We start from the raw sequence: 22,179 nt of genomic DNA, 5'->3' as shown, positions 1-22,179 counted from the left end.
ATTGATTGATGATGCCAGATTTAAAATATCAGCGAATAACTTAAATAGGTTTTGATTATTTTAGCAAATCAAACTTAGTTTTATAAGCCCTCAATGATAGATTAAGTGTAAAAAGTAATGTTTTTTATATAGCATTATACAATCTAAATTAGGTAGCTGTTTAAATTTTAAATAAATGAAAATTACTCAGGTTATAGAAAATGTATTCAAAAAATACTTACCATCACCTTTTACCATTGCTATCTTACTAACGTTAACTACACTATTACTTGCATTATTATTTACAAAACCAATAGATACTTCCATACCTAACTATACATTAGATATTCTAAAGTTTTGGGAAAATGGAATTTGGTCTAATGGTTTATTAGTTTTTGCTTATCAAATGATGCTAATATTGGTGTTGGGGCATGTGTTGGTTTTGAGTAAACCAGTGAGTAGTTTAATTTTAAAAGTAACAAAGTACTGCACTAATACGGCAACTAGTGCGGCAATTGTAAGTTGTACAACTATGATTGTTGCTTTTTTTAATTGGGGATTAGGTTTAATATTTGGAGCCTTGTTGGCCAGAAAAGTGGCAGAACATGCACAAAAGAAAGGGATAAAATTAAATTACCCAATTATTGGAGCTGCTGGATATGTAGGATTAATGGTTTGGCATGGAGGAATCTCTGGATCGGCACCTATTAAAATAAACGAAAGCGGTCATATTAAAAGTATCATGCAATCTATTTCTTCGGAAGGAGTCTTGGCACAAATTCCAGAGGTAATCGACTATTCTGAAACGGTATTTAGTTGGTGGAATTTGTTGATTTTTTTATTGGTACTTATTGCGGTGTCTTTTACTTTCTATTTCTTAGGAAAGAAAGCAACTCCTACAGAAATAAACTTACCAGAATATAAAATGAATTCTGAAGAAGAAGCTGTTACCAAGGCCGAAAAGCTAGATAGTTCAAAGGTATTGGCAATTTTATTCGGTATGATTATATTGATAGCTTTTGGTTATCGCTATTGGGAAGATATTCAAGAATTAAAAATAACACCTAATCTTATTAATTTCTTTATGCTAGGATTAGGAATTATACTGCATGGAAGTTTTAAGAAATTTACAAATGCAGTAGGAGAATCTATAAGTGATGTTTCTGGAATTTTAATTCAGTTTCCTCTGTATTTTGGTATTATGGGGATTATGAAAAGTACAGGAATGGTTACTTTGATTTCTAACTTTTTTGTGTCAATTTCTACAGCTACTACGTTACCAATATTTACTTTTTTTAGTGCAGGATTAGTAAACATTTTTGTGCCAAGTGGAGGAGGACAATGGGTAGTACAAGGGCCTATTGTTGTTGAAAGTGCTTTGCAATTGGGTGTACCGTTGCCCAAAGCAATAATGGCTTTAGCATATGGAGATCAAATAACAAATATGTTACAGCCTTTTTGGGCATTGCCTTTATTAGGAATAACAAAATTAAAAGCAAAAGAAATTTTACCTTATACATTAATAGCAATGGTTGTAGGGAGTGCAGTATATTTATTAGGATTAGTAGTTTTATAGATGATTTGGTTAAGTAAAGAATTAGTATTTCCTCCGTTGGAATTGGCAACCGAAGATGGTGTTTTAGCCTTGGGAGGTGATTTATCTATAGCTCGTTTAATTTTAGCATATAAAAGTGGAGTTTTTCCTTGGTTTAATGAAGGAGAACCTATTGTATGGTATGCTCCTTGGGAACGTATGGTGTTGTTTCCAGATCAAATAAAGGTATCAAAATCCATGAAGCAAGTACTTCGAAAGAAGAATTTTACAATTACGGAAAACAAAGCATTTGCTGAAGTTATTTTTAATTGCAAACATATTGATAGGAATGATCAATATGGAACGTGGATTACAGATGATATGGAAAAGGCCTACTTAAAATTGCATGAGGTTGGATTTGCTAAGTCTATAGAAGTTTGGCAATTTGATGAGCATTTAAAAGAAAATGTATTGGTAGGTGGTTTATATGGAGTGGATTTAGGAAATGGTGTTTTTTGTGGCGAAAGTATGTTTAGTAGAGCTAGCAATATGAGTAAAGTAGCATTCATACATTTAGCGCAAAACTGCAATTACAAACTTATTGATTGTCAAGTATACAACGAGCACCTAGCTAGCTTAGGTGCTCGTGAAGTCTCTAGAAAAGAGTTTTTAGGATTTTTATAAAAGCTCCTGTTAATCTAATTGAATCAAATCAATATCACTATTTTTTACTTTCTTATTTAACTCTTTAACTTCGTTATTAAAAAGTGCGTTAAGTTTAGTAAGTTCAATATCTATTAATTGAGTAATTTCATTTTTAAAATCAATAGCTTGTTGAGTAGGAGCATAGTTTCCTATTCTAGTTAGCGAATTTAAATGTGCTAGTTTATTATTCAATCGAATCGGAAAGTTTAAAGGATCTTGATTACTCTTACTCTTTGTTTGGTATAAAGTTTCTTCTATAGTAGTCATATTTTTTACCAATTTATCAGCAAAGTCTATTAAGTCTTTATACTTCTTTTTGTCTTTGATAGATTTCTTTAAAGAAGTAACTTTAGTTCGTACTTTCTTTACATTTTTAAGAGCCCTATGAATCTCGGTCATTTTAGAATTGATATCATTAATAAAATCGAACTGAGCCTTCATATCTGCTTCAGTAGCTTCAGACATAGGATTTCTAAGAATAATAAACTCTTGAGATTTTTTTACACCGTTCACATCTAATTCAACATGATAAGTTCCTGGTAAAGCTATCGGACCGTTTAATGAAGCCCACCACAAAATCATTCCTTTTACTTTTTCAGCTCCAGGATACATCATATCCCAATAAAAAATATTGTTTCCGTCTGTTACTTTTAGTTTTCCTTCTTTTTTCTTCTTTTTATCAGGTTTGTTAGTGTACTTTTTGATGAATTTTTTGTTAGCATCAAAAATTGAAAGATTGATGGTGTCATTTTCTGCTATATTTTTGATAAAATAGTTTACAGCTACACCACCAGCATGATTGGTTCCATATCTTTTGGATGTTTTACCCTTTCCTCCCGATAAATTGCAAGCATCTTTAGGTTTGTAAAGAACAATGTTTTCCTTTGTTAAAGAGTTACTTAATTGATGTAATGGTGTTAAGTCATCGATAATCCAAAGTGAACGACCTTGGGTAGCAGCAATTAAGTTATCGTCTTTTATAGCTAAATCTGTAATAGGTACAATGGGTAAATTTTGTTGAAATGATTGCCAGTTATTTCCATCATCAAAAGAAACATACATTCCTCTTTCTGTCCCTGTATATAATAACCCTTTACGTTTTGGGTCTGCACGCAGTGCTCTCGTAAAATCTTCAGAAGCAATTCCATTAGTAATTAACTTCCATGATTTACCATAGTTTTCTGTTTTATAGATATAAGGTTTGTATTCTCCTGTTTTATATTTGGTTCCTACAATATAAGCACTTCCTTTATCAAACGGATGAACTTCAATACAATTAATCATCATCCATTCTGGCATTTTTTTAGGAGTAACATTCTCCCAAGTATCGCCATTGTTCTTACTAATATGTATCAAGCCATCATCAGAACCTGTCCAAATTAAGCCTGGTTCTAATTGAGATTCCGTAGCTGCGAAAATAGTACCGTAGTATTCAACTCCTGTATTGTCTTTTGTAATCGGACCTCCAGATGGACCTAAGGTTTTAGGATCATTTCTTGTTAAATCTGGACTTATGACTTTCCATGACTGTCCTTCATTTTCTGTAACATGCAAATGATTAGAAGCTGCGTATAATCGTTTCTTATTATTTGGTGAAAAGAAGATAGGGAAATTCCATTGAAAACGGTATTTGAAATCTTCTGCTCCATGTCCCATAGGATCATCAGGCCAAACATTAATAGCTCGTGTTTCGTTGGTTTTATGATTTTTTCGAGTTAATAAACCGCCATAACTTCCTCCATAAACAATATCATTGTTTAAAGGGTCTACCGCAATATGAGCGCTTTCTCCTCCTGCTGTAGATTCCCAATTAGAATCGGTAATAAAGCGACCAGAAGTTCTGTGTGAAATTCTAATGGTTGAATTGTCTTGTTGCGCTGCATAAATTCGATATGGAAAATGATTATCGGTGGTAACTCTGTAAAATTGAGAAGTAGGTTGATTTAAATAGGTACTCCAATTTTCACCTGCATCAAAAGAAATTTGAGCGCCTCCATCGTCTCCAATAATCATACGTTGATTATCATTAGGATCAATCCATAAATCATGATGATCTCCATGAGGGGCGTTATAGGTTTTATATGTTTTTCCTCCGTCGGTAGAACGATGGTAACGCACATTTAAAACATATAAAATATTTTCATCTTGAGTGTCGGCATATAAACGGGTATAATACCAAGCACGTTGACGTAATTTTCTTTCAGAATTAATCAATTTCCAAGTCTTACCAGCATCTAAAGATTTATATACCCCTCCTTTTTTATTTTCAATTAAGGCATATACGATATCAGAATTTACTGGAGAAACAGTCACTCCAGAAATTCCCCAAATACCTTTTGGCAATCCTTTGTTCGTAGAAATATTTGTCCACGTTTCTCCTTCATCTGTACTTTTCCATAGCGCAGAACCTTCGCCTCCCGAAGATAAACTATAAGGAGTTCTTCGAACATTCCAGGTAGTAGCATATAAAATTCTAGGGTTGTTAGGATCTATGATTAAATCTACTACTCCAGCATCTGCATTTGAAAACAATACCTTTCGCCAAGTTTCTCCTCCATCGGTAGATTTATAAACTCCACGTTCTTGTGTAGATTTGTATAAATCACCTAAAACACCCGCATAAACAATATCTGGATTTTTAGGATGAATTCTAACTCTTGGAATATGTCTTGAATTTTTTAATCCAACATGACGCCAAGTTTTACCGGCATTTTCAGATTTCCAAATACCATCACCCGAAGAAACATTACCGCGAACGGTTTTTTCTCCCATACCAACATAGATCACATTGTTGTCAGATTCTGAAACAGCAACAGCTCCTACAGAACCTCCAAAAAAGCCATCAGAAATATTCTCCCAAGTATTACCAGCATCATTAGTTTTCCATACTCCACCGCCCGTAGTTCCCATATAAAACAGGTTTGCCTTTTCTGAAACACCAGTTACAGTAGCACTTCGCCCTCCTCTGAAAGGACCAATATTTCTCCACTTAACTGCACTAAAATATTCCTTTGAAATGGTGTTTGAAGTTTTTTGAGCAACAACATCAATGTTTGCTATTAGAAACAAGCATATAGTTGATAAAAGAAGTTTTTTCATGAGGGTTAGTAGTTTGTTAGCTTTAAAAATAAGAATTAAAATTAACCTTTTTCTAATTTTTAAAAACTATCAAAACCATTCTTAGCAAGTTTAACAAAAAAGAAAAAAAAGTTCAAATTTTTTAATCTCTTTTGCACATCTCAAACAAGTAAAAAACGAAGACTATTTTAGTTAAAGTTTATAGAGGTCTATAAAACGATTCTTAGGCTTGTTGAAATAATTCTGGATTGTTTTTTACCAAAACAAAAACAGCTACGATCATTCCAATAATCATTAAAGGAACTATAACTAAAAGTAGTACAGGTATGAACTTCAAAAATTTGACAACAGATTGCGTAAAATTAAGTTTATAGAGTTTACCATATGCATACAGGTAATATAGAATAACAATAAGCATACTTAACATAAAGATCTGTGGATGCACGAAAATGCTTAATAAAAAACAGATAACCATGGTGTACATTGTAGTTCCTTGCAAATAGGCATTTGCTACAATATGCTCCCCATAATTTAAACGTTTGTTATAAGTAAGTTTACTTATAAGTGCATAAAAAGGAAGGAAGAGAAATGTTGAAATATTGAAGTATTTTAATAAAAATGTAGACCATTTCTCTAGAAAACTTATTTGAATTTTGGCAGTACTTTGCTTTATTTTTAGTTTTTCTAACTCTTTTTCTGTAAGTCCTTTTATAGTGGTTAAATCTTTACTTATTAATTCTTTTGCTTCTGCTATTTGTTCCTTATTGAAAGATTCTTGTATTCTTAAATAATCGTCCGAGAAATAGTTAAAAACAATTAACGAAACTGCAGCTCCAACCGCTAAATAGGCAAAAGGGTTTATGTAGCGTTTTCTTACCCCTCCTAAATATTCTTGAATAACCTCATGAGGAGCTGTAAACATCTTTTTTAAAGTAAGGAAATAAATGCTTTCAAATCCCATTGAAGCAAACAATTCCCCTAATAAAAAACGTAGGCTTATTCTGTTTTTGATAACTTTTGCACCACAATGGTCACAAAACAATGCTTCGTCTTCAAGTACTTCATTACAATTTTTACAGTTCATGGCTCATAGTTTATGTTACAAATATGAGCATTTCATTTTTAAATAAAAAGCTCGTGTTATAAACACGAGCTCAAATGATTATTTTAATACAGTAAATTCTATACTGGAATCTGTAAAAACAGAATGTGTTTGCGTTTTAAAATCATCTTCATTTGCTTTGTAGATATTGTCTACATAGGTTTGAGGGTTTAGATCTATCAAAGGAAACCAAGTACTTTGTACTTGAATTTGTAGTTTATGTCCTTTTTTCAACGTATGAAATACATCTTGTAACTTAATGTTAACGGCTGTTTTTTTGTTAGGAACAAATGGTTCTGGATTAGAGAAACTATTTCTGAAACGTCCACGCATAACCTCACTTCTAATCATCATATGATAATTACTTAATTTTAGGTGCGTTTGCATTTCTTTATTATCGTTCTTTAAGTCATGAGGGTGTACATCAATAACTTTAACAATCCAATCAGCAGCAGTTCCTGTTGTAGCAACATTTAGCTTAGCTAATATATCACCAGCTAAAGTTAAATCTTCAGTTAGCACATCAGTTTCAAAAACCAATACATCTGGTCTACGCGCGGCAAAACGCTGGTCATCGGTCATATATTTTCTCGGAGTAAACACAGTCTTAATGTCTTCTGAATAAGGAACAGGACGTTTTATATCACTCACAAAATTTATTTTTGAATCAGATTTTTTTGAAGAGGTTAATTCTTGATTTTCTGATAAAAAGAAAGCTTGTTTCTCTATACCTTCAGGAGGCCAAACGCTATAATCTTTCCATTCTTTTTTACCAGTATCAAAAACATGTGCTTCTGCTAATCCGGAGTTAGGAGAGCCTTCACCTTTTAAAAAGTGGTTAAAGAATTTTGTTTCTATGTTTTTCTGAAAGTTTAATGAAATAGAATCTCCAAAATAATAATTACCTACTTTATTAGGCACTTTATTTCTTGACCATCCACCGTGATCCCAAGGTCCAAATACTAAAGTATTGTAATTATTTGGTTGATTTTTTTCAATATTCTTATACGTTTCTAATGGACCGTAAAGATCTTCAGCATCAAACCAACCACCTACAACCATGGTAGCAACTGTAGAAGGAACTTTGTTTAAATGTTGAATAATACCTTTGCTTTTCCAAATAGAATCATAGTTTGGATGCTCTACAATCTCTTTCCAAAAGAAGTCATCAATACGATTTTTGTTATCAGCAGTTTTAGTATCTAACTTATCGTATTGGAAATATGAATTTAAATTTTTCAACGGACCTTTGTCTAAGAAAAATTGATATTGATCTTGCGTCTTCATATCTGGAAAAGAATACCAAGCAGAATCTGTTGGTTGGTCTTTATAGGTTCCGAATAAAGGAATTACTTTAAAATAGCTTAATAAAAAAGCTCCGTTATGATGGAAATCATCAAAGAAGAAGTCTCCAATACAAGCTTGTGGAGAAGCTGCTTTTAAAGCAGGATGCGCATCAATAGCAGAAACGGTAGCATAATGTCCAGGGTATGAGATTCCCCAAGTACCTACTTTTCCGTTATTATGTTTTACATTGTTAACAAGCCAATCGATTGTATCGTAAGTGTCTGTAGTTTCATCAGCTTGCTTCTCAGTTTTATTAGGAATATAAGCACGCATATTATCATACACACCTTCACTTTTCCATCTTCCTCGAACATCTTGATAAACGATGATGTTTCCTTCTTTCATTAAAATTGGATTTGGACCAATTTTTTTTCTGAATTTATCTTCTCCGTAAGGTCTACAACTGTAAGGTGTACGTTGTAGTAAAATAGGATATGTTTTACTCGTGTCTTTAGGAGAATAAATAGTTGTGTGTAATTTGATACCATCTCTCATTTCAATGGTAACCTCTTGTTTAGAATAATTATCTTGAACAAAAGTGTCTACTTTTTCTTCTTTTTTAGTAATAGTCTTTTTGGTACAGCTCGCTATAATAAATAACGATAATAACAATAGTTTTAGTTGTGATTTCATGAGGTTAATTGTAATAGTGTTGTAAATATATAAAAAGAGACCTAGTAAATTAGGTCTCTTTTATATTTATATTATTTTGGATTTAAAATAGTGTCAATTCTATCAAGTGCATCTTGTAAGTGATAACGGCTAATAGTATTTCTTGCTGATGGAATACTACGTTTAATATCTCTTTTTAAACGATTTAATTCGCCTCTAACTACCGGTTTAATATCCGATTGATTTATAATAACCCCTGTTTGCTTAACATAACCTCCATTGTTAATAGTTTTTTGATCTTTTGCTTTGTTTAGTAAAAAGTCAAGACGTTCTAAATAAGCTCTTTGAAGGTTTCTTCTATAGGTATCTATTGAACGATTATTATATAATTCTCCCCAAATACCTTTGCGTAAATCAGACATCATCTCTACTAGTGAATATGCTTTGCTACCGTTTAAGGTTTCATTTTCAATCATACGTGTCATACGACCAGTTTTTAAAATACGATTCAAAGTCCTTACCTGTAAACGACTAATATCTTCTCCTGAACCAGAGAATTCTGTTTTACTATAAATGTTTTTATCGATTAACCAATTAGGTGTTTTAAATAATTGTTCGTTGATAAAGCGTAGAGAATTTTTCTGATGGTTTTTAGTTACATGGGTATAAACGGCTCCATCTTGATCAGCAGTTTTATAGTTTTCATATACCCCACCAATATTAGAGCTTACATGTCCCATGTATCTATTAAATTGTCCAACAAGTTGTCCGTACATCGTGTTTAGCTCATCATAATTTTCACCTTTTTCTGTGGTCCATTCTTCTAAACGAGGTAAAATACGTTTTAAGTTTTTGATTCCGTATTCACTTGCTTTAATTGCATTATCACCTAAATCTTCTGTTTGAGAACTTGGATCTATTACATTACGTGCTTGTTGATGTCCAAAACGATATAGAGGATTGTCTGCTTTTTCTGTAATCCATTTGTTTAATACTGATTTTTCATCTTCAGCAGCAACATTTAAAATAGGTCTATACCCCCAATTGATGGCATATTTATCATACGGACCAATATCTGGCATCATAGCCACTCCTTTATCTTCTGGTTGTGCAATGTAATTGAAACGTGCATAATCCATAATTGATGGAGCCGTACCAAACTTTTTAGTAAAAGAAGCAGAACGTAATGAATCTACTGGGTAGGCAACAGAACTTCCCATGTTATGAGGTAATCCTATAGTATGACCAACTTCATGAGCAGAAACAAAACGAATTAAGCGTCCCATAACCTCATCTTTAAATTCATTATTTCTAGCATCAGGATTGATGGCAGCTGTTTGAATAAAAAACCAATTATGAAGTAAGGTCATAACATTATGATACCAATTGATATCAGATTCTAGAATCTCTCCAGATCTTGGATCACTAACATGAGGTCCGTTTGCATTTGGTATTGGAGAAGCTAAATATCTAACAACAGAGTATCTAACGTCTTCTGGAGACCAGTCTGGATCTTCTTCTTTTGTAGGAGGATCTTTTGCAATAATGGCATTTTTAAATCCAGCAGCTTCAAACGCAATCTGCCAATCTTCAATTCCTTGCTTTAAATATTTTCTCCATTTTTTTGGAGTAGCTCTGTCTATATAATAAACAATTGGCTTTTTAGGTTCTACCAATTCGCCGCGTTTAAACTTTTCAATATCTTCTTCTTTAACCTCTAATCTCCAACGATCTAAATAGGTTATTTTTTTACTTTTTTGAACATCTAAGCCATAATCAGTTTGAGAACTCGTAAACCATCCTACACGTTGATCAAAATACCTACGTTTCATTGGTTTTTCAGGAAGTAAAATCATTGAATTACTAATTTCTAATGAAATAGAACCTACACTTTTATTTGAAGGAGGTTGATTAGAAGCATATGTTTTTACATGTCTGATCTCAATATTCTTCGGATAACTACTTACTCTATCTATATATGAACGAGCAGCATCTAACTTGGTAATCTTGTAACGTTTTCTTCTAAACTGTGGAAATCCAATTGCTTTTACATCTTTTGTAAATAATGGTGAAGCATCAATTACAGTTGCAGTAGAATCTTTGCTAAATGCTTTGATAGGAAAAGAAAATAAAATAGGTTCGAAGTTAGAATTGGTAACTGCTTCATGAACAGGTAAAATACTATCCGCTACAACAGCATGAGAAACAACTCTTAATAGAATTTTTTTGTGCTTTTTCTCCCAACGGAGTACTTGCGTATTTTGTTTTCCACCACCAAAACCAATACCATTTGCTGTTTTAGCTATTCTGGTTACCATTAGCATTTCTTTGCCTAACAGTGAATTTGGAATTTCAAATAGATAGCTTTGATCTTTTTGATGAACGTTAAACAAACCTTCATCTGTAGTGTGTTTTTTAGTTACTACTTTATCATAAGGTAAAATTTCTCCTTTTTTAGGCTTCTTAGTTTTTGACTGAGGAGCTTTGACTTCAGTTTTTTGATTCTTTTTTTTTCTCTTTTTTCTTTGCGCATCTACGGTGTGTGAAATGGCAAATACCAGAAGAAAAGAGAGAATTCTTATGGGTAATTTTATGTTCATTATGTTAATTAATTGTGAAATTTATCGAAAGTAGCAAATCAATTGCGAGAATGTCTTAATAATATGTTAAACGAAGACGAGGGAATCTTAATAAATACAGAACTATAATAAAATGAGTATTTTTAAACTTTTTAAAATTCAATCATGAAAAAAATCACGTTATTTCTTTTAGTAATTTGTCTGTCTTCTTGTGTAAAGAAAGCAACAACTAAAGTAGGAAAGGAACTTCCAAAAAAGGTTTTTCCGGAGTTGAAAGCCAATAGATATAATGTAGCTTTTTTAATTATGGATGGTACTTATAATACAGAGTTAACAGCTCCGTTTGATATTTTTCAGCATACTATTTTTAGAGAAGGTATCAAAGCTATGAATGTATTTACGGTTGCAGATACGGATGAAGCAATTACTAGTTTTGAAGGAATGAGAATTCTACCAGATTTTAATTACTTAAAAGATTCGTTGCCTAAGATTGATATTTTAGTAGTACCATCTGCAGAACATCATTTAGATACAGATTTAGAGAATAAAAAACTTATTGAGTTTGTTCAGAAAGTAGATAAAGAAGCACAATTTGTTACTTCGCATTGCGATGGAGCGTTTGTCTTGGCAAAGGCAGGTGTTTTGAATAATCAAGTATCTACAACATTTCCTTCTGATATAGATAAGATGCGAACCATGTTTCCAGATTTAGATATTAGAAAAGAGGTGTTGTTTGTACATGATGGAAAATACATTACCTCAGCAGGAGGAGCTAAATCTTTCGAAGCAGCGTTGTATTTGTGTGAATACTTATATGGTAAAGATATCGCAAAATCTTTAGCTGGAGGTTTGGTCATTGATTGGGATGTAGAGAAAGTACCACATTTAATTATAAATAAAAAAGAAGAGTAAAATACTCTTCTTTTTTTCTATTCTGTATAATTCATATCTCCAGCAAGCTTTTTGAAATCTCCTTTTTTAATTTTAGAGCGAACTCTTTTCATTCCTTTTTGAAAAGCTTTACTCATTCTTTTCATATGTTTTTTAAGTTCTTCTTCAGTAAATGTTTTAGACTCTTTTTTAGCTAATAGCTTATTAATTCTTTTAATCTGTTTTGGGTTTTCAAAATCCACAATTTTAAACTTAGCAGCTGCCGAAAAAGCTCCCATGGCTGCATTGGTTTCGACTAAATAAATTTTGTTTGGCTCTAAATTAGCTTCTAGTACGTCAATGTTTTCTGCTTTTATCCAAAAATAAGTTTTACCAGGATCACATTCATATCTTAAATAATTTACTCCTTTGAATTTTCCTATATATGAATCTTTGTTAAAATATCTCATATTCATTAAGGCTCCTAGTGAAGTGGTTCTTAAAAAATAAATAACAGATTTTCCTTCGGAAGGAGGAGTGATTTTATCACTCTTTATTTGAGCAAAAGAACTGATGCTAATAGAACATAATAAGACTAAAGTTAGGATAGTTTTTTTCACGCTTTTTAAGTTTTTGGATTGAGTATCAAAAATATAAAAATCATTTTAACAACAAAAAAGCTCTCTGAATAGAGAGCTTTTAAAGGTTTATTAGAACGCTTTATTAACCTTTTAACCAAGCGTTTCTCAATTTGTTTTGAGTATGGTTAGCATCTTTATTAATGGTTAAGCTTGTGTTTTTAGTAGTGGGTTGTGTATACTCACCTTCTAACTTTACAAGTTTTCCATCTCTGCTAACTTCCATCGTAATTTTGTCACCTGCTTTCCATTGCATAGATTTTCCGATGGCAGGGCGTATGTTTTCTAAAGAAACTTTTTCTCCATTGATAGCTTCTAAAATATCACCTGCTTGTATACCAAGTTTAGTTAAACCAGAATTTGTTCTTTTTGTAAAAAATATTTTTCTATCGTTATTTACAGAAATGAAAGGCTGTCCTTTTTGATCGATAAAGTAAGCTGATTTTTCTGTACTAGATTGTTTTTGCACACCAACTTTATCAAAGTATGTTGAATAGTCGATAGGAGTTGCTCCTTGAACATGTGTTGCAAAAAAGGCACCTACTTTTGGATTAGTCATTTTAATGATTTCATCAATAATTTCGTCATCTTTAAAAGGTTTGTTTTTTCCGTATTTATCCGACAAATCTTTCATTAGGTTTCTTAATCCATATGCTCCATTGGTTTCTTCTCTTAAAATAATGTCGATACACATTCCAATTAAAGCTCCTTTCATGTATACATTAGAATAGTTTGGTGCATATTTCTCATCTAAAATGTTCTTACTCATTTCAGTAAAAGACATGTCATCTTTAAAACGTTTAGAGGTGTTAATTTTAGTATTCATATTAGAAATGAATTCTTGTTCAGAAATTAACCCTTGATTTACTTGAAATAAGTGAGCGAAATATTCAGTAATCCCTTCATACATCCATAGATGTTTAGACATATTTGGTTCGTTAAAATCAAAATTATGAATCTCTTCTGAATGTACCGAAAGTGGAGTTACAATATGGAAAAACTCATGAGATACTACATGGTTAATCATATTATCTACTAATTGCTCTTTTGGTAAAGACTCTGGATATACTACTGTAGTTGAGGTATTGTGTTCTAAAGCCCCATAGATGTCAAACTTATAGGTTTTATCATCAAAAAGGTATACTAAAATATTGTACTCTTTTGTTGTATCAAAACCTTTTAAAAAGTTAGACTGTGCCTGCATCATTTTTTGCAAAGGAGCTCTAAAATCTTCTGCTTTATGTACACCATTCGGAGAGTAAATAACTAAAGAAACATCAATTCCATCTACATTAAAGCTAATTGTGTTTGCAGGAGCATACATAATTGGGCTATCAGAAATCTCATCATAACGAGATGCATGGAAAATATCTTCTGTTTTATTTACGCGATTAGCATTTTTATTTATCAAAGAAGTAGTTTCAATTAAATTCTCTGGATGTTGAACTTTAATTGTATATGGTGATTCTTTTTTACCTTTAAAATACCCGATAAATCCTGGTAGGTTTAAAATAAAGTTCTTGTTCTCTTCAATATTGGTACCTGCCATAACATAAATACCATGTTTTATATCTGAATCAAAAGTATCATCTACTTGATAGGTTAGCTTGTCCATTTGAGCGGCATTTTCTATCTGCCAAGAATTGGTGTCTAATTTCTTTACTGTTAATTCATTTCCGCTATAATCGAAAGCCTTAAAATTTGAAACGAATTGCCCATAATTACTCATCTTATAAGTTCCAGGAACAATTGCCGGAATTTGATAAGTAATGGTAGATGTTTTTATTTTTTGCGGATTAACTTCCACAACAACCTTATCGTCTACCACATTATTTAAATCAATGGTAGTTTCAATTAAAGAACTGGTTTTATGTAGGTTTTTAGTAGATGAACAGCTTGTAATTAATGCTAATGAAGCGATTCCTAATATTACTTTTTTCATTGAATATGTTTAGTTTGATTGATTTGTATATAGGAACGAAGATTTGTTACGTTAAATGTTACGTGTTTAACAAAACTTTAAGAAGTGATGAATAAATTAAAAGGTCGTACCTTTGCAGCGGCATGAGAATTAGACGACTTTCAGATTGGTTACCTACTACAAATAAGGAGGTGAAGTTAAGAGGATGGGATGAATTAGACGTAATCCTATTTAGTGGAGATGCATATGTAGATCATCCATCATTTGGTCCTGCAGTAATTGGACGTATATTAGAGAGTTACGGATTACGTGTAGCTATTGTACCACAACCTAGTGTACATGATAATTTACAAGACTTTACCAAGTTAGGAAGACCACGTTTATTTTTTGGAGTAACTGCTGGTTGTATGGACTCTATGGTAAGTAATTATACTGCAAGTAAACGTCGTAGAGATAAAGATGCTTATACACCCAATGGCGATAAAGGTTTTAGACCAGATTATGCCACTACAGTATATACCAAGATTTTAAAAGAAAAATTTCCAGATGTTCCTGTATTAATTGGAGGAATAGAGGCTTCGTTACGTCGTGTAACGCATTACGATTATTGGTCGAATAAATTGATGCCTTCTATTTTAGAAACTTCAGGAGCTGATATGTTGGTATATGGAATGGGAGAACAACCCTTACGAGAAGTAGTAGAGCTTTTACAGAAAGGTGTTCCGTTTTCTAGTTTAAAGACCATCAAACAAACGGCTGTTTTATTAGAAGAAGGGGAAGGGGTGCCAAAGAATAAAAATTGGCAAGATGTTGAGATTTCTGCTCATGAAGTTTGTTTAAGAGATAAGAAAGCCTATGCTTCTAATTTTAAAGTAATAGAACAAGAGTCTAATAAATTATATGCTCGTAGAATTTTTCAAGTTATAGGAGATAAAAAGTTAATGATTAATCCACCTTATCCAACCATGACGGAAAAGGAGATTGATGGTTCTTTCGATTTACCTTACACAAGAATGCCGCATCCTAAATATAATAAGAGAGGAGCTATTCCTGCTTATGAAATGATTAAGTTCTCGGTAAATATTCATCGAGGATGTTTTGGAGGATGTAGTTTCTGTACGATTTCAGCACATCAAGGAAAGTTTATTGCTAGTAGAAGTCAGGAATCTGTTTTAAAGGAGGTGGATGAATTGACAAAGATGGATGATTTTAAAGGGTATCTATCTGATATTGGAGGACCATCAGCAAATATGTATCAAATGAAAGGAAAGATACAGTCTATTTGCGATAAGTGTGTTGCTCCTTCTTGTATTTCTCCTGTGATATGTAGTAATTTAGATACTTCGCACAAGCCATTAACAGAATTATATCAGGCAGTTGATAAACATCCGAAGATTAAAAAGTCATTTATCGGTAGTGGAATTCGACATGATATGTTAGTGCCAGAATTCAATAAAAATGCAGATCCTAAAGAATTAGATGCATATACTGAAGAGGTAATGACAAAACATGTTTCTGGTCGTTTAAAGGTAGCACCAGAACATACCTCAGATCCTGTGCTAAAATTAATGCGTAAACCATCGTTTACGTATTTTCATAAGTTTAAAGAGCGTTTTGATAAGATTAATAAGCGTAAGAAGTTAAATCTTCAGTTAATACCATACTTTATTTCTAGTCATCCTGCATGTGAGCCAGAAGATATGGCAAACTTAGCTGCAGAAACGAAGGATATGGGATTCCAATTAGAGCAGGTACAAGATTTTACACCTACACCAATGACGGTTGCTACTGTAATTTACTATAGTGGTTATCATCCATATACGTTAAAAGAAGTAAATACTCCAAAAACGAAAAAGGAGAAGTTAGATCAACATAAATTTTTCTTTTGGTATAAAAAGGAAAATAGAAAGTGGATTAAAGATACCCTTACAAAGGTTGGACGTAGTGATTTATTACAAAAACTATTACCGCCAGATAATTCTTGGAGAAAGAACAAGCCAGGAAAAACAAAGAATACTTTCAACGATGCAGTTACCTATAAAGAGAAACCATCGAGAAGAAAGAATAAAGGGTTTAAGAAAAAAAGAAGATAATAAAGAAATAAAAAAGGTTGGATTTTTAATCCAACCTTTTCTTTTATAATGCAATAGGTTCTATAATTGTATTTTTTACTCGTTGACGGATATCACTTAGTTTTTCATTAATTAGTAATTCTCCATTGCGAAAAACTTCTCGAAGTTCCCCTTGTTGTTCTTCTTCCCAATTAACTTGATCTTGTAGTTGATATTCTCCATTTTCAAGAATGATTTTTAGAAGCCCTTTAGCAGATTTTTTAGTTCCATCATCGGTAATAGGATCTTTAAAAATCTCTCTTCCAATACCATCTACTTCTCCATAAGTAGCTTTCATGGCAAAACCGAACGTATCACGAGTATTGTATTGATAGGTAAAAGAACCTATTCCCAAGACTACATTGGTAGAAGCGAAACCGTTTTGTTTTAGGCGTTCGCAAATTTGTGTAGCTCTTTCAATAGTAATACTATCTCCATAAATAGCACCAATATGAGAATCTAATTCTTTATATCCTTTATCATTAGTGGTTCCTCCAAAAGTTTCCCAAAGAAGTTGTATCACTCCTTTTTGTTCAACAATAGTACTTGCATTAGGGTTTCCACAAATGATGTCTACTGGATCTCCACTATCAGGTCGAATCACTACTTTTCCGTCACGAGCTAATACTTCCTCTTTTAAGTTAGGTAAGTATTCAGTTAGTACTTTCCATAAATCCCAAGTATCAGAAACAATAGAAACAATTCCATTTGGATAAACATTGGTAATCAATCGTTTAAAAGTTTCTTGTTCGCCACTATTAGTTCCCATACACATTACAGAGTGTTCCGTAGCGGCAACTGATCCACCAACTAATTCAAGATCAGAATTGGCATTGTAGTATTTTTCTAAGAAGTCAATTGCAGGGATGGTGTCTGTTCCTGTAAAACTCAATAAATGTCCTGCTGCACTTAATTCAGCAGCTTCTAAGCCTGCCATTCCTCTCATAGAAAAGTCATGTCCTTGCCAGTCTACAAACTCTGGAGTAGAAGAGGTTTCTTCTGCGTATTGATCTAATATTTTTCTGTATTGTTTGGCAATGGTAGCGGAGTTGCATGGTAACCAAACGGTCGTAGATAATAAAGTTTCAAAATAATTAGTTAACCAAAAGAATTCTGGTAAGGTGTTGTACATGGTAAACATTGGTACTCGAATTGGTACTTCAACTCCTTCTGGTAAAGCTTTAATGGCCATTGGAATGTATCCTAAATCATGAAGAGCTTCAATATGTTGAATACCCACTTGGTTTGCTCCTAAATAATTATTGATTCGTCTGCTGTATTGTTTGCAAATTTCTTCTTTAGGTTTGTTAAAGAAGTTTGTTTGAAATTCTTCAATAATATATTTTTTAATGAAGTATTGTAGTCCGAAGAATACTACTTTTTCAATTCCATTGATTCTACTTTTTCTTGGGGTCCAGTTTGAATATACTAAGGTAGTTTGATTAGGATATTGTCTTCTGTGATCTACTTTATAACCGTCTGTATATAATAATGGATTCATAGTGTATTGATTTAATTTGCGTCAAAAATACGCAAATTAAATTTAACTGGCAAGAATTTCCATTTTAAAAGATGTTTTAGAAGTCTTTTGGGAAATCTAATTCGATTAAACCTTCTCCATTTAAGCGTTTATTCGCTCTGGTTAAAACTTCCAATTTCAAGTACCATAAGATTTCAAAATCGTTGTTGTTTATTGATATAGGAAGTGATTTGGTTGGGAACTCTGATTTAAAGGAATGTAGGTTTGTAGAAGTAACTTTGGTTATTGGTCCTTCATAAAAAATTTTTGTAGCTGTAGAGCGACTGCTACCATTATCATAGGTTACTTTCTCTTTTGCGATGAGTTGGCAGTTGATATGTTGTATCATTCTAGTTCTTTTTTTTAACCTTAAACTCGTTTGGTAGAAGCTGTCATCTATTGTTGTTAATTTATAATTGATTGCTCCTATGGCTAAAGAGGGGCGGATTTTATAAAAATAGACAAATCCTAGTAGTATCATATATACCGATAAAGATGTATACCATACTTCCAATCTGTCTATTATTGAGTTTATAAAGAGGCTAAGAATAATTACAATAACAAAACCAAAGAATAAAATAGATATTGCTTTGTTAATACCTGGCTTAATACTACCAGAAGTTTTCTTAAATTTATAAGGAATATCTCCTTTGATAACCAATACTGGGGTTTCATGGTAGAAATCTGGCGAAACAAGACCTTTTAGATATCCTCCGAATTTAAAATCAGATAGTTTTTCTTTTCTTAATAGTTTTTCACTTTCTTTTTTAATATCAACTTTTGTGGTTAACAAGATCGTTTGTGTCATGTTTTCACCAATAAAAGAAACACTAAAAGCAGGATTGAATGAAAATTTAGAGGAAATGGTTTGACCTCTTGAAATTTTTTGATAGTCGTTTATGGAATAATAATCCAATGTAATTTCATCCGTTTCTCCTTTTCCTTGATGTTTTATAGATAGTTTAATTTGGATTGTTTCAAGGTCTAGGTGAATAGGACTGTTGTTTTTTACAAAAACTTCTCCTGTAATAGGTTGGTTTACTCGAAATTCGTTTTCATCAAGTACAATTTTAATATCTACAAAGTTAGTATAGCTCATACAGTTCTTTATTGGGATTTAAGAAAAAATCATATAAACATGTTTGAATTGCTCTTAAATTATTACCATGGACTACTAGTAATCTTTCAAGATACTCGTCTTTAACTTGTATAGATTCTTTATCAGAATCTAAACATGCCAATTCAATTCTTTGCTGTACAATTTTTTTCACAAAGTTTATATCTAGTTCTAGTTTGTTGAAATTTACTTTTTCGTATAATTTTCTTCTCGAAAAGTACGGAATTTTATGAGAGTAGTGAGAACCAATAATTAGTTTGTTTTGATTTTTAAGTAGTTGTAGTTTGTTTTGAATAGATAGCAGCTGAAAGGAATCTACTATAAGAATACCTGGCACTACTTGTACATATTCTGACTTTTTCTTTTTTAATTGAACAAAAGTGGCATTGGGTAAGTGGTTGGAATAAAGCGATTGTAAGAGTGTTGATTTTCCTCTTCCTTTTTTACCGTAAAATTCAACAAAGCAAGAACTACTAGCGGTTATTTTGAAAGCTAAATCTTTAAGATTTATTCGCTCTTCTGTTACTGCTAGTAGTTCTTGATCATTTAAATATGAAAAAGGATTGTATTTTAAGTTTAGTTTAGAGTAATGATTGATATCAAGCATATAAAATTGAGCTTAATTGCTTAATCGATCTCTAACTTCCATCAATACATAACCTAAGAGATTATGCCCTTTCCATTTTGTTGGATTCGTAGCATTTGGATTGTCTGCTGCCAAACCAATTCCCCAAATTGGATCAACTGGACTAGCTTCTACAATAATTCGATCTTTTGTATTTACTAGATATTCTTTTAAAGCTTCATTTTGAGAGAATTTTGCATAGTTCGCTTCTAAGACAATTTCAAACTTATGTTCGTTCCATAATTCAGGAGTAAAGTTCTTTACCTTTCGTCCTAATTTTTTAGCATCGTTCGGATGCGTTGCATTAAGAATTTTTTGTAATATTTCTTCATCTTTAAATAAGCGTGCTTTTCCTGCCATCATATAGTGTTCGGCAGTAGGGTAGGTGATTCCATCAATTTCAAATGGAGTTTCCCACCATTGACTAAAACAACTCTTTCCTATGCTTCCGTCTTTATTTGGTTGATGTCCCCAAAAGAATAAGAACTTTAGGGTTTCATTATTATTAAAGCGTTCTATTATTTTTTCGTTAGTGTATTTCATAGTGTTATTTTTTAAAAAAAGATTGCGTCGTTCGTTTACCCTTCCTCGCAATGACGTTTAGTTTCTTCCTTTTTCTTTAGGATATAAATCTTTCAAAGGTTCACTTTGCCAATACTCTTTGGTATCGATATCCATAATGGTTAATGCTCCAGTAAATGCAGCTCCAGTATCTAAATTCCAAATATTTATTGCATTTATAGGTTGCGTACTGTTATAGCGTGTAGTTGGAGTATGTCCAATATAAATTTCGTGATAATGTTTTAATCTATTAGGGTATAACTCTGAATTCTTTTCAATTCTTTTGTCCATAGTGAGCGCCATTTCCCAAAGAGTTCTATCAAAATAATAATTCAATTTGAAAGTTTCTTTTTCCACACCATGCATGGAAGTAAATCCGGCATGGATAAATAAACGATTTTCAGAATCGATATGGTAAGGTTTCATTTCTTTGAAAAAATCTAAATGCTCTTGTTTTTCTTCTTCTGAAAAATCTATGTAGCTATCTTTAGTTTCGTTACCTCCATTAATTTCCCAAACAACTTCTCCTTTTCCAGTTCTCAACCAGTCTTCGCACCATATATCATGATTTCCTTTGATAAAAATACAGTGATGTGTTTTGTTTAGATTGATGAGGTACTCAATTACTTGAGCAGATTCGCTCCAACCATCAACATAATCTCCTAAAAAGATTAAAGTATCTTCAGTGGTTACGTTGGCCTTTTTTAAAATTTGAGGAAGTGCTTTTAGACCTCCATGTATATCTCCAATTACAAATGTTTTCATAGTTTAAATTCTTTTATACATTATATCGGTGCGTAAAACATATTTTACTCCAGATATAATTTCTTTTCCTTCATGTTTTAGTCGATGTCTAAAAACTAATGCAGTACCCTTTTGTGGAGTAACTGTAAACAATTTTCTAAACTCGGTTTCTCCTCCGTCAAAATCGTCATTTAAATAAATAAGAAAAGAGAATAAGCTTTCTTCATTTAAATTCCTTTTGTAACTTCCATCAATATGCATTTTAAAGCGTTGCCCTTTGGAATATTTATAAACTCTAAACATTTCGTTTAAATCTAAAGCTTTATAAAAACCAACTTCTTCTGGTAGAAATTCTTTTATTTTTAGCCAAATATTTTCGGCTAAATTCTTGTCAAAGAAAATATACCGATCATTATTTCTAACACCTTTATTCATGATTTGTTCTCCATGAATAGAAATTTTAGCCTCTTCGAAATGCTTATTTTCATAGTGCTGTAAATAGTTGTTACACTCTTCTTGAGATAGGAAATCTTCAATTAAAAATACCTCTGGATGTAAATCTATCTTTTTCATGACTTTGTTAATTTTTAAAACTCAATATATTTAGTGGGTACTTGATCAGTTAACCATACTCCATTTTCAGATTGATAAAAAGGATGTTTGTTTTTATACATTTCTCCAGTGCGAATTGTTAAGATTACTGGTTTTCCTCTTCTACTCGCCACTTTTATAGCGGTTTCTTTATCTACACTCAAATGAACATGTTGTCTATTCATTTTTTGTAAGCCTTTTTCTTTTATGGATGATATAAATTTAGCTACAGTACCATGATATAAAAAAGTAGGAGGTTCTTTTATTTCTGTAAGTACTTCTACATTTTTAAGCGAGTGTCCTTGATTGGCTCTAATTTTAGTTTTGTCTTCGTTGAAAGCAAAGCGTTGTTTGTCATTGGTTTTCACAACAAATTCTAAATCTTCCATAGAAAATCTAGTTCCCGATTTTTTTGATTTAGAGATTAATTCCTCTACAATAGCCCATCCGTTTTTATCTAATGTTAAACCAATTCTATCAGGTTGATGTCTTAATAGTAAGCTTAAAAACTTACTGATTCTTTTTGTTTCTTTTTCATTCATAATT

The 22,179-nt window shown here is 32.1% G+C and carries 17 protein-coding genes; 4 read left to right on the top strand and 13 right to left on the bottom strand.

Annotated elements, in window-relative coordinates; genetic code table 11:
- The first annotated feature begins 175 nt into the window (after positions 1-175).
- Positions 176-1,555, top strand: a complete 1,380-nt coding sequence (locus tag Q0873_RS12035) for a TIGR00366 family protein (RefSeq protein WP_299107530.1) — start codon at positions 176-178, stop codon at positions 1,553-1,555.
- Positions 1,556-2,197, top strand: coding sequence for a leucyl/phenylalanyl-tRNA--protein transferase (gene aat, locus Q0873_RS12030; RefSeq protein WP_299107528.1), 642 nt, complete (start codon positions 1,556-1,558; stop codon positions 2,195-2,197).
- 9 nt (positions 2,198-2,206) lie between these two features.
- On the opposite strand, the gene Q0873_RS12025 is transcribed toward aat, so the two are convergent.
- From Q0873_RS12025 to Q0873_RS12010, 4 genes are all read right to left on the bottom strand, one after another.
- Positions 2,207-5,317 carry a glycosyl hydrolase gene (locus tag Q0873_RS12025; RefSeq protein WP_299107526.1) on the bottom strand — a complete coding sequence of 1,037 codons (3,111 nt, stop codon included), beginning with the start codon at positions 5,315-5,317 and terminating at the stop codon, positions 2,207-2,209.
- A gap of 202 nt (positions 5,318-5,519) precedes the next feature.
- Positions 5,520-6,380, bottom strand: a complete 861-nt coding sequence (locus Q0873_RS12020; protein ID WP_299107524.1) for a DUF3667 domain-containing protein — start codon at positions 6,378-6,380, stop codon at positions 5,520-5,522.
- A gap of 78 nt (positions 6,381-6,458) precedes the next feature.
- Positions 6,459-8,378: a CocE/NonD family hydrolase gene (locus Q0873_RS12015; protein WP_299107522.1), complete on the bottom strand. Its 1,920-nt coding sequence runs from the start codon at positions 8,376-8,378 to the stop codon at positions 6,459-6,461.
- Between the two features lie 71 nt (positions 8,379-8,449).
- A complete protein-coding gene (locus tag Q0873_RS12010; protein ID WP_299107518.1) occupies positions 8,450-10,957 on the bottom strand; it encodes a zinc-dependent metalloprotease in 2,508 nt (835 codons plus the stop codon).
- 144 nt (positions 10,958-11,101) lie between these two features.
- Between Q0873_RS12010 and Q0873_RS12005 the strand changes: the two genes are divergently transcribed.
- Positions 11,102-11,848 carry a DJ-1/PfpI family protein gene (locus Q0873_RS12005; RefSeq protein WP_299107516.1) on the top strand — a complete coding sequence of 249 codons (747 nt, stop codon included), beginning with the start codon at positions 11,102-11,104 and terminating at the stop codon, positions 11,846-11,848.
- 17 nt (positions 11,849-11,865) lie between these two features.
- Here Q0873_RS12005 and Q0873_RS12000 read toward each other — a convergent pair whose 3' ends face one another.
- Positions 11,866-12,426, bottom strand: a complete 561-nt coding sequence (locus Q0873_RS12000) for a hypothetical protein (protein WP_299107514.1) — start codon at positions 12,424-12,426, stop codon at positions 11,866-11,868.
- A 103-nt stretch (positions 12,427-12,529) separates the two neighbouring features.
- The gene (locus tag Q0873_RS11995; protein ID WP_299107512.1) at positions 12,530-14,386 is read right to left on the bottom strand and encodes a peptidase M61; all 1,857 of its coding nucleotides are present in this window, start codon (positions 14,384-14,386) and stop codon (positions 12,530-12,532) included.
- A gap of 122 nt (positions 14,387-14,508) precedes the next feature.
- Between Q0873_RS11995 and Q0873_RS11990 the strand changes: the two genes are divergently transcribed.
- Positions 14,509-16,458 (top strand): YgiQ family radical SAM protein, encoded by a 1,950-nt coding sequence (locus Q0873_RS11990; RefSeq protein WP_299107509.1) that lies wholly within the window; start codon positions 14,509-14,511, stop codon positions 16,456-16,458.
- 43 nt (positions 16,459-16,501) lie between these two features.
- Here the strand turns inward: Q0873_RS11990 and Q0873_RS11985 are convergent, their stop codons facing one another.
- The 7 genes from Q0873_RS11985 to Q0873_RS11955 all read right to left on the bottom strand — a co-directional run bounded on the left by Q0873_RS11985 (position 16,502) and on the right by Q0873_RS11955 (position 22,175).
- The gene (locus Q0873_RS11985; protein ID WP_299107506.1) at positions 16,502-17,977 is read right to left on the bottom strand and encodes a nicotinate phosphoribosyltransferase; all 1,476 of its coding nucleotides are present in this window, start codon (positions 17,975-17,977) and stop codon (positions 16,502-16,504) included.
- Positions 17,978-18,053: 76 nt separating this feature from the next.
- A complete protein-coding gene (locus Q0873_RS11980) occupies positions 18,054-19,094 on the bottom strand; it encodes a hypothetical protein (protein WP_299107504.1) in 1,041 nt (346 codons plus the stop codon).
- Entirely contained in the window at positions 19,081-19,719 is a 639-nt protein-coding gene (locus Q0873_RS11975; RefSeq protein WP_299107502.1) for a hypothetical protein, read from the bottom strand. The genes Q0873_RS11980 and Q0873_RS11975 overlap by 14 nt, the downstream gene beginning before the upstream one ends.
- A 12-nt stretch (positions 19,720-19,731) precedes the next feature.
- Positions 19,732-20,280 carry an NADAR family protein gene (locus tag Q0873_RS11970; protein WP_299107500.1) on the bottom strand — a complete coding sequence of 183 codons (549 nt, stop codon included), beginning with the start codon at positions 20,278-20,280 and terminating at the stop codon, positions 19,732-19,734.
- Between the two features lie 57 nt (positions 20,281-20,337).
- Positions 20,338-21,063 carry a metallophosphoesterase family protein gene (locus Q0873_RS11965; RefSeq protein ID WP_299107497.1) on the bottom strand — a complete coding sequence of 242 codons (726 nt, stop codon included), beginning with the start codon at positions 21,061-21,063 and terminating at the stop codon, positions 20,338-20,340.
- A 3-nt stretch (positions 21,064-21,066) separates the two neighbouring features.
- Positions 21,067-21,615, bottom strand: a complete 549-nt coding sequence (locus Q0873_RS11960; protein ID WP_299107495.1) for a 2OG-Fe(II) oxygenase — start codon at positions 21,613-21,615, stop codon at positions 21,067-21,069.
- Positions 21,616-21,629: 14 nt separating this feature from the next.
- On the bottom strand, positions 21,630-22,175 hold the full coding sequence (locus Q0873_RS11955; protein ID WP_299107493.1) for an RNA 2'-phosphotransferase: 546 nt from the start codon (positions 22,173-22,175) through the stop codon (positions 21,630-21,632).
- Between the last annotated feature and the right edge of the window lie 4 nt (positions 22,176-22,179).

The organism is uncultured Tenacibaculum sp., assembly GCF_947498805.1.
GTDB lineage: Bacteria > Bacteroidota > Bacteroidia > Flavobacteriales > Flavobacteriaceae > Polaribacter.
This window is presented reverse-complemented; position numbering and strand designations above follow the sequence as displayed.

What these genes read in the sequence shown, in the direction of transcription:
- Q0873_RS12035 (WP_299107530.1), top strand. Translation starts at nt 176, where the DNA reads ATGAAAATTACTCAGGTTATAGAAAATGTATTCAAAAAATACTTACCA.
- aat (WP_299107528.1), top strand. Translation starts at nt 1,556, where the DNA reads ATGATTTGGTTAAGTAAAGAATTAGTATTTCCTCCGTTGGAATTGGCA.
- Q0873_RS12025 (WP_299107526.1), bottom strand. Translation starts at nt 5,317, where the DNA reads ATGAAAAAACTTCTTTTATCAACTATATGCTTGTTTCTAATAGCAAAC.
- Q0873_RS12020 (WP_299107524.1), bottom strand. Translation starts at nt 6,380, where the DNA reads ATGAACTGTAAAAATTGTAATGAAGTACTTGAAGACGAAGCATTGTTT.
- Q0873_RS12015 (WP_299107522.1), bottom strand. Translation starts at nt 8,378, where the DNA reads ATGAAATCACAACTAAAACTATTGTTATTATCGTTATTTATTATAGCG.
- Q0873_RS12010 (WP_299107518.1), bottom strand. Translation starts at nt 10,957, where the DNA reads ATGAACATAAAATTACCCATAAGAATTCTCTCTTTTCTTCTGGTATTT.
- Q0873_RS12005 (WP_299107516.1), top strand. Translation starts at nt 11,102, where the DNA reads ATGAAAAAAATCACGTTATTTCTTTTAGTAATTTGTCTGTCTTCTTGT.
- Q0873_RS11995 (WP_299107512.1), bottom strand. Translation starts at nt 14,386, where the DNA reads ATGAAAAAAGTAATATTAGGAATCGCTTCATTAGCATTAATTACAAGC.
- Q0873_RS11990 (WP_299107509.1), top strand. Translation starts at nt 14,509, where the DNA reads ATGAGAATTAGACGACTTTCAGATTGGTTACCTACTACAAATAAGGAG.
- Q0873_RS11985 (WP_299107506.1), bottom strand. Translation starts at nt 17,977, where the DNA reads ATGAATCCATTATTATATACAGACGGTTATAAAGTAGATCACAGAAGA.
- Q0873_RS11980 (WP_299107504.1), bottom strand. Translation starts at nt 19,094, where the DNA reads ATGAGCTATACTAACTTTGTAGATATTAAAATTGTACTTGATGAAAAC.
- Q0873_RS11975 (WP_299107502.1), bottom strand. Translation starts at nt 19,719, where the DNA reads ATGCTTGATATCAATCATTACTCTAAACTAAACTTAAAATACAATCCT.
- Q0873_RS11970 (WP_299107500.1), bottom strand. Translation starts at nt 20,280, where the DNA reads ATGAAATACACTAACGAAAAAATAATAGAACGCTTTAATAATAATGAA.
- Q0873_RS11965 (WP_299107497.1), bottom strand. Translation starts at nt 21,063, where the DNA reads ATGAAAACATTTGTAATTGGAGATATACATGGAGGTCTAAAAGCACTT.
- Q0873_RS11960 (WP_299107495.1), bottom strand. Translation starts at nt 21,615, where the DNA reads ATGAAAAAGATAGATTTACATCCAGAGGTATTTTTAATTGAAGATTTC.
- Q0873_RS11955 (WP_299107493.1), bottom strand. Translation starts at nt 22,175, where the DNA reads ATGAATGAAAAAGAAACAAAAAGAATCAGTAAGTTTTTAAGCTTACTA.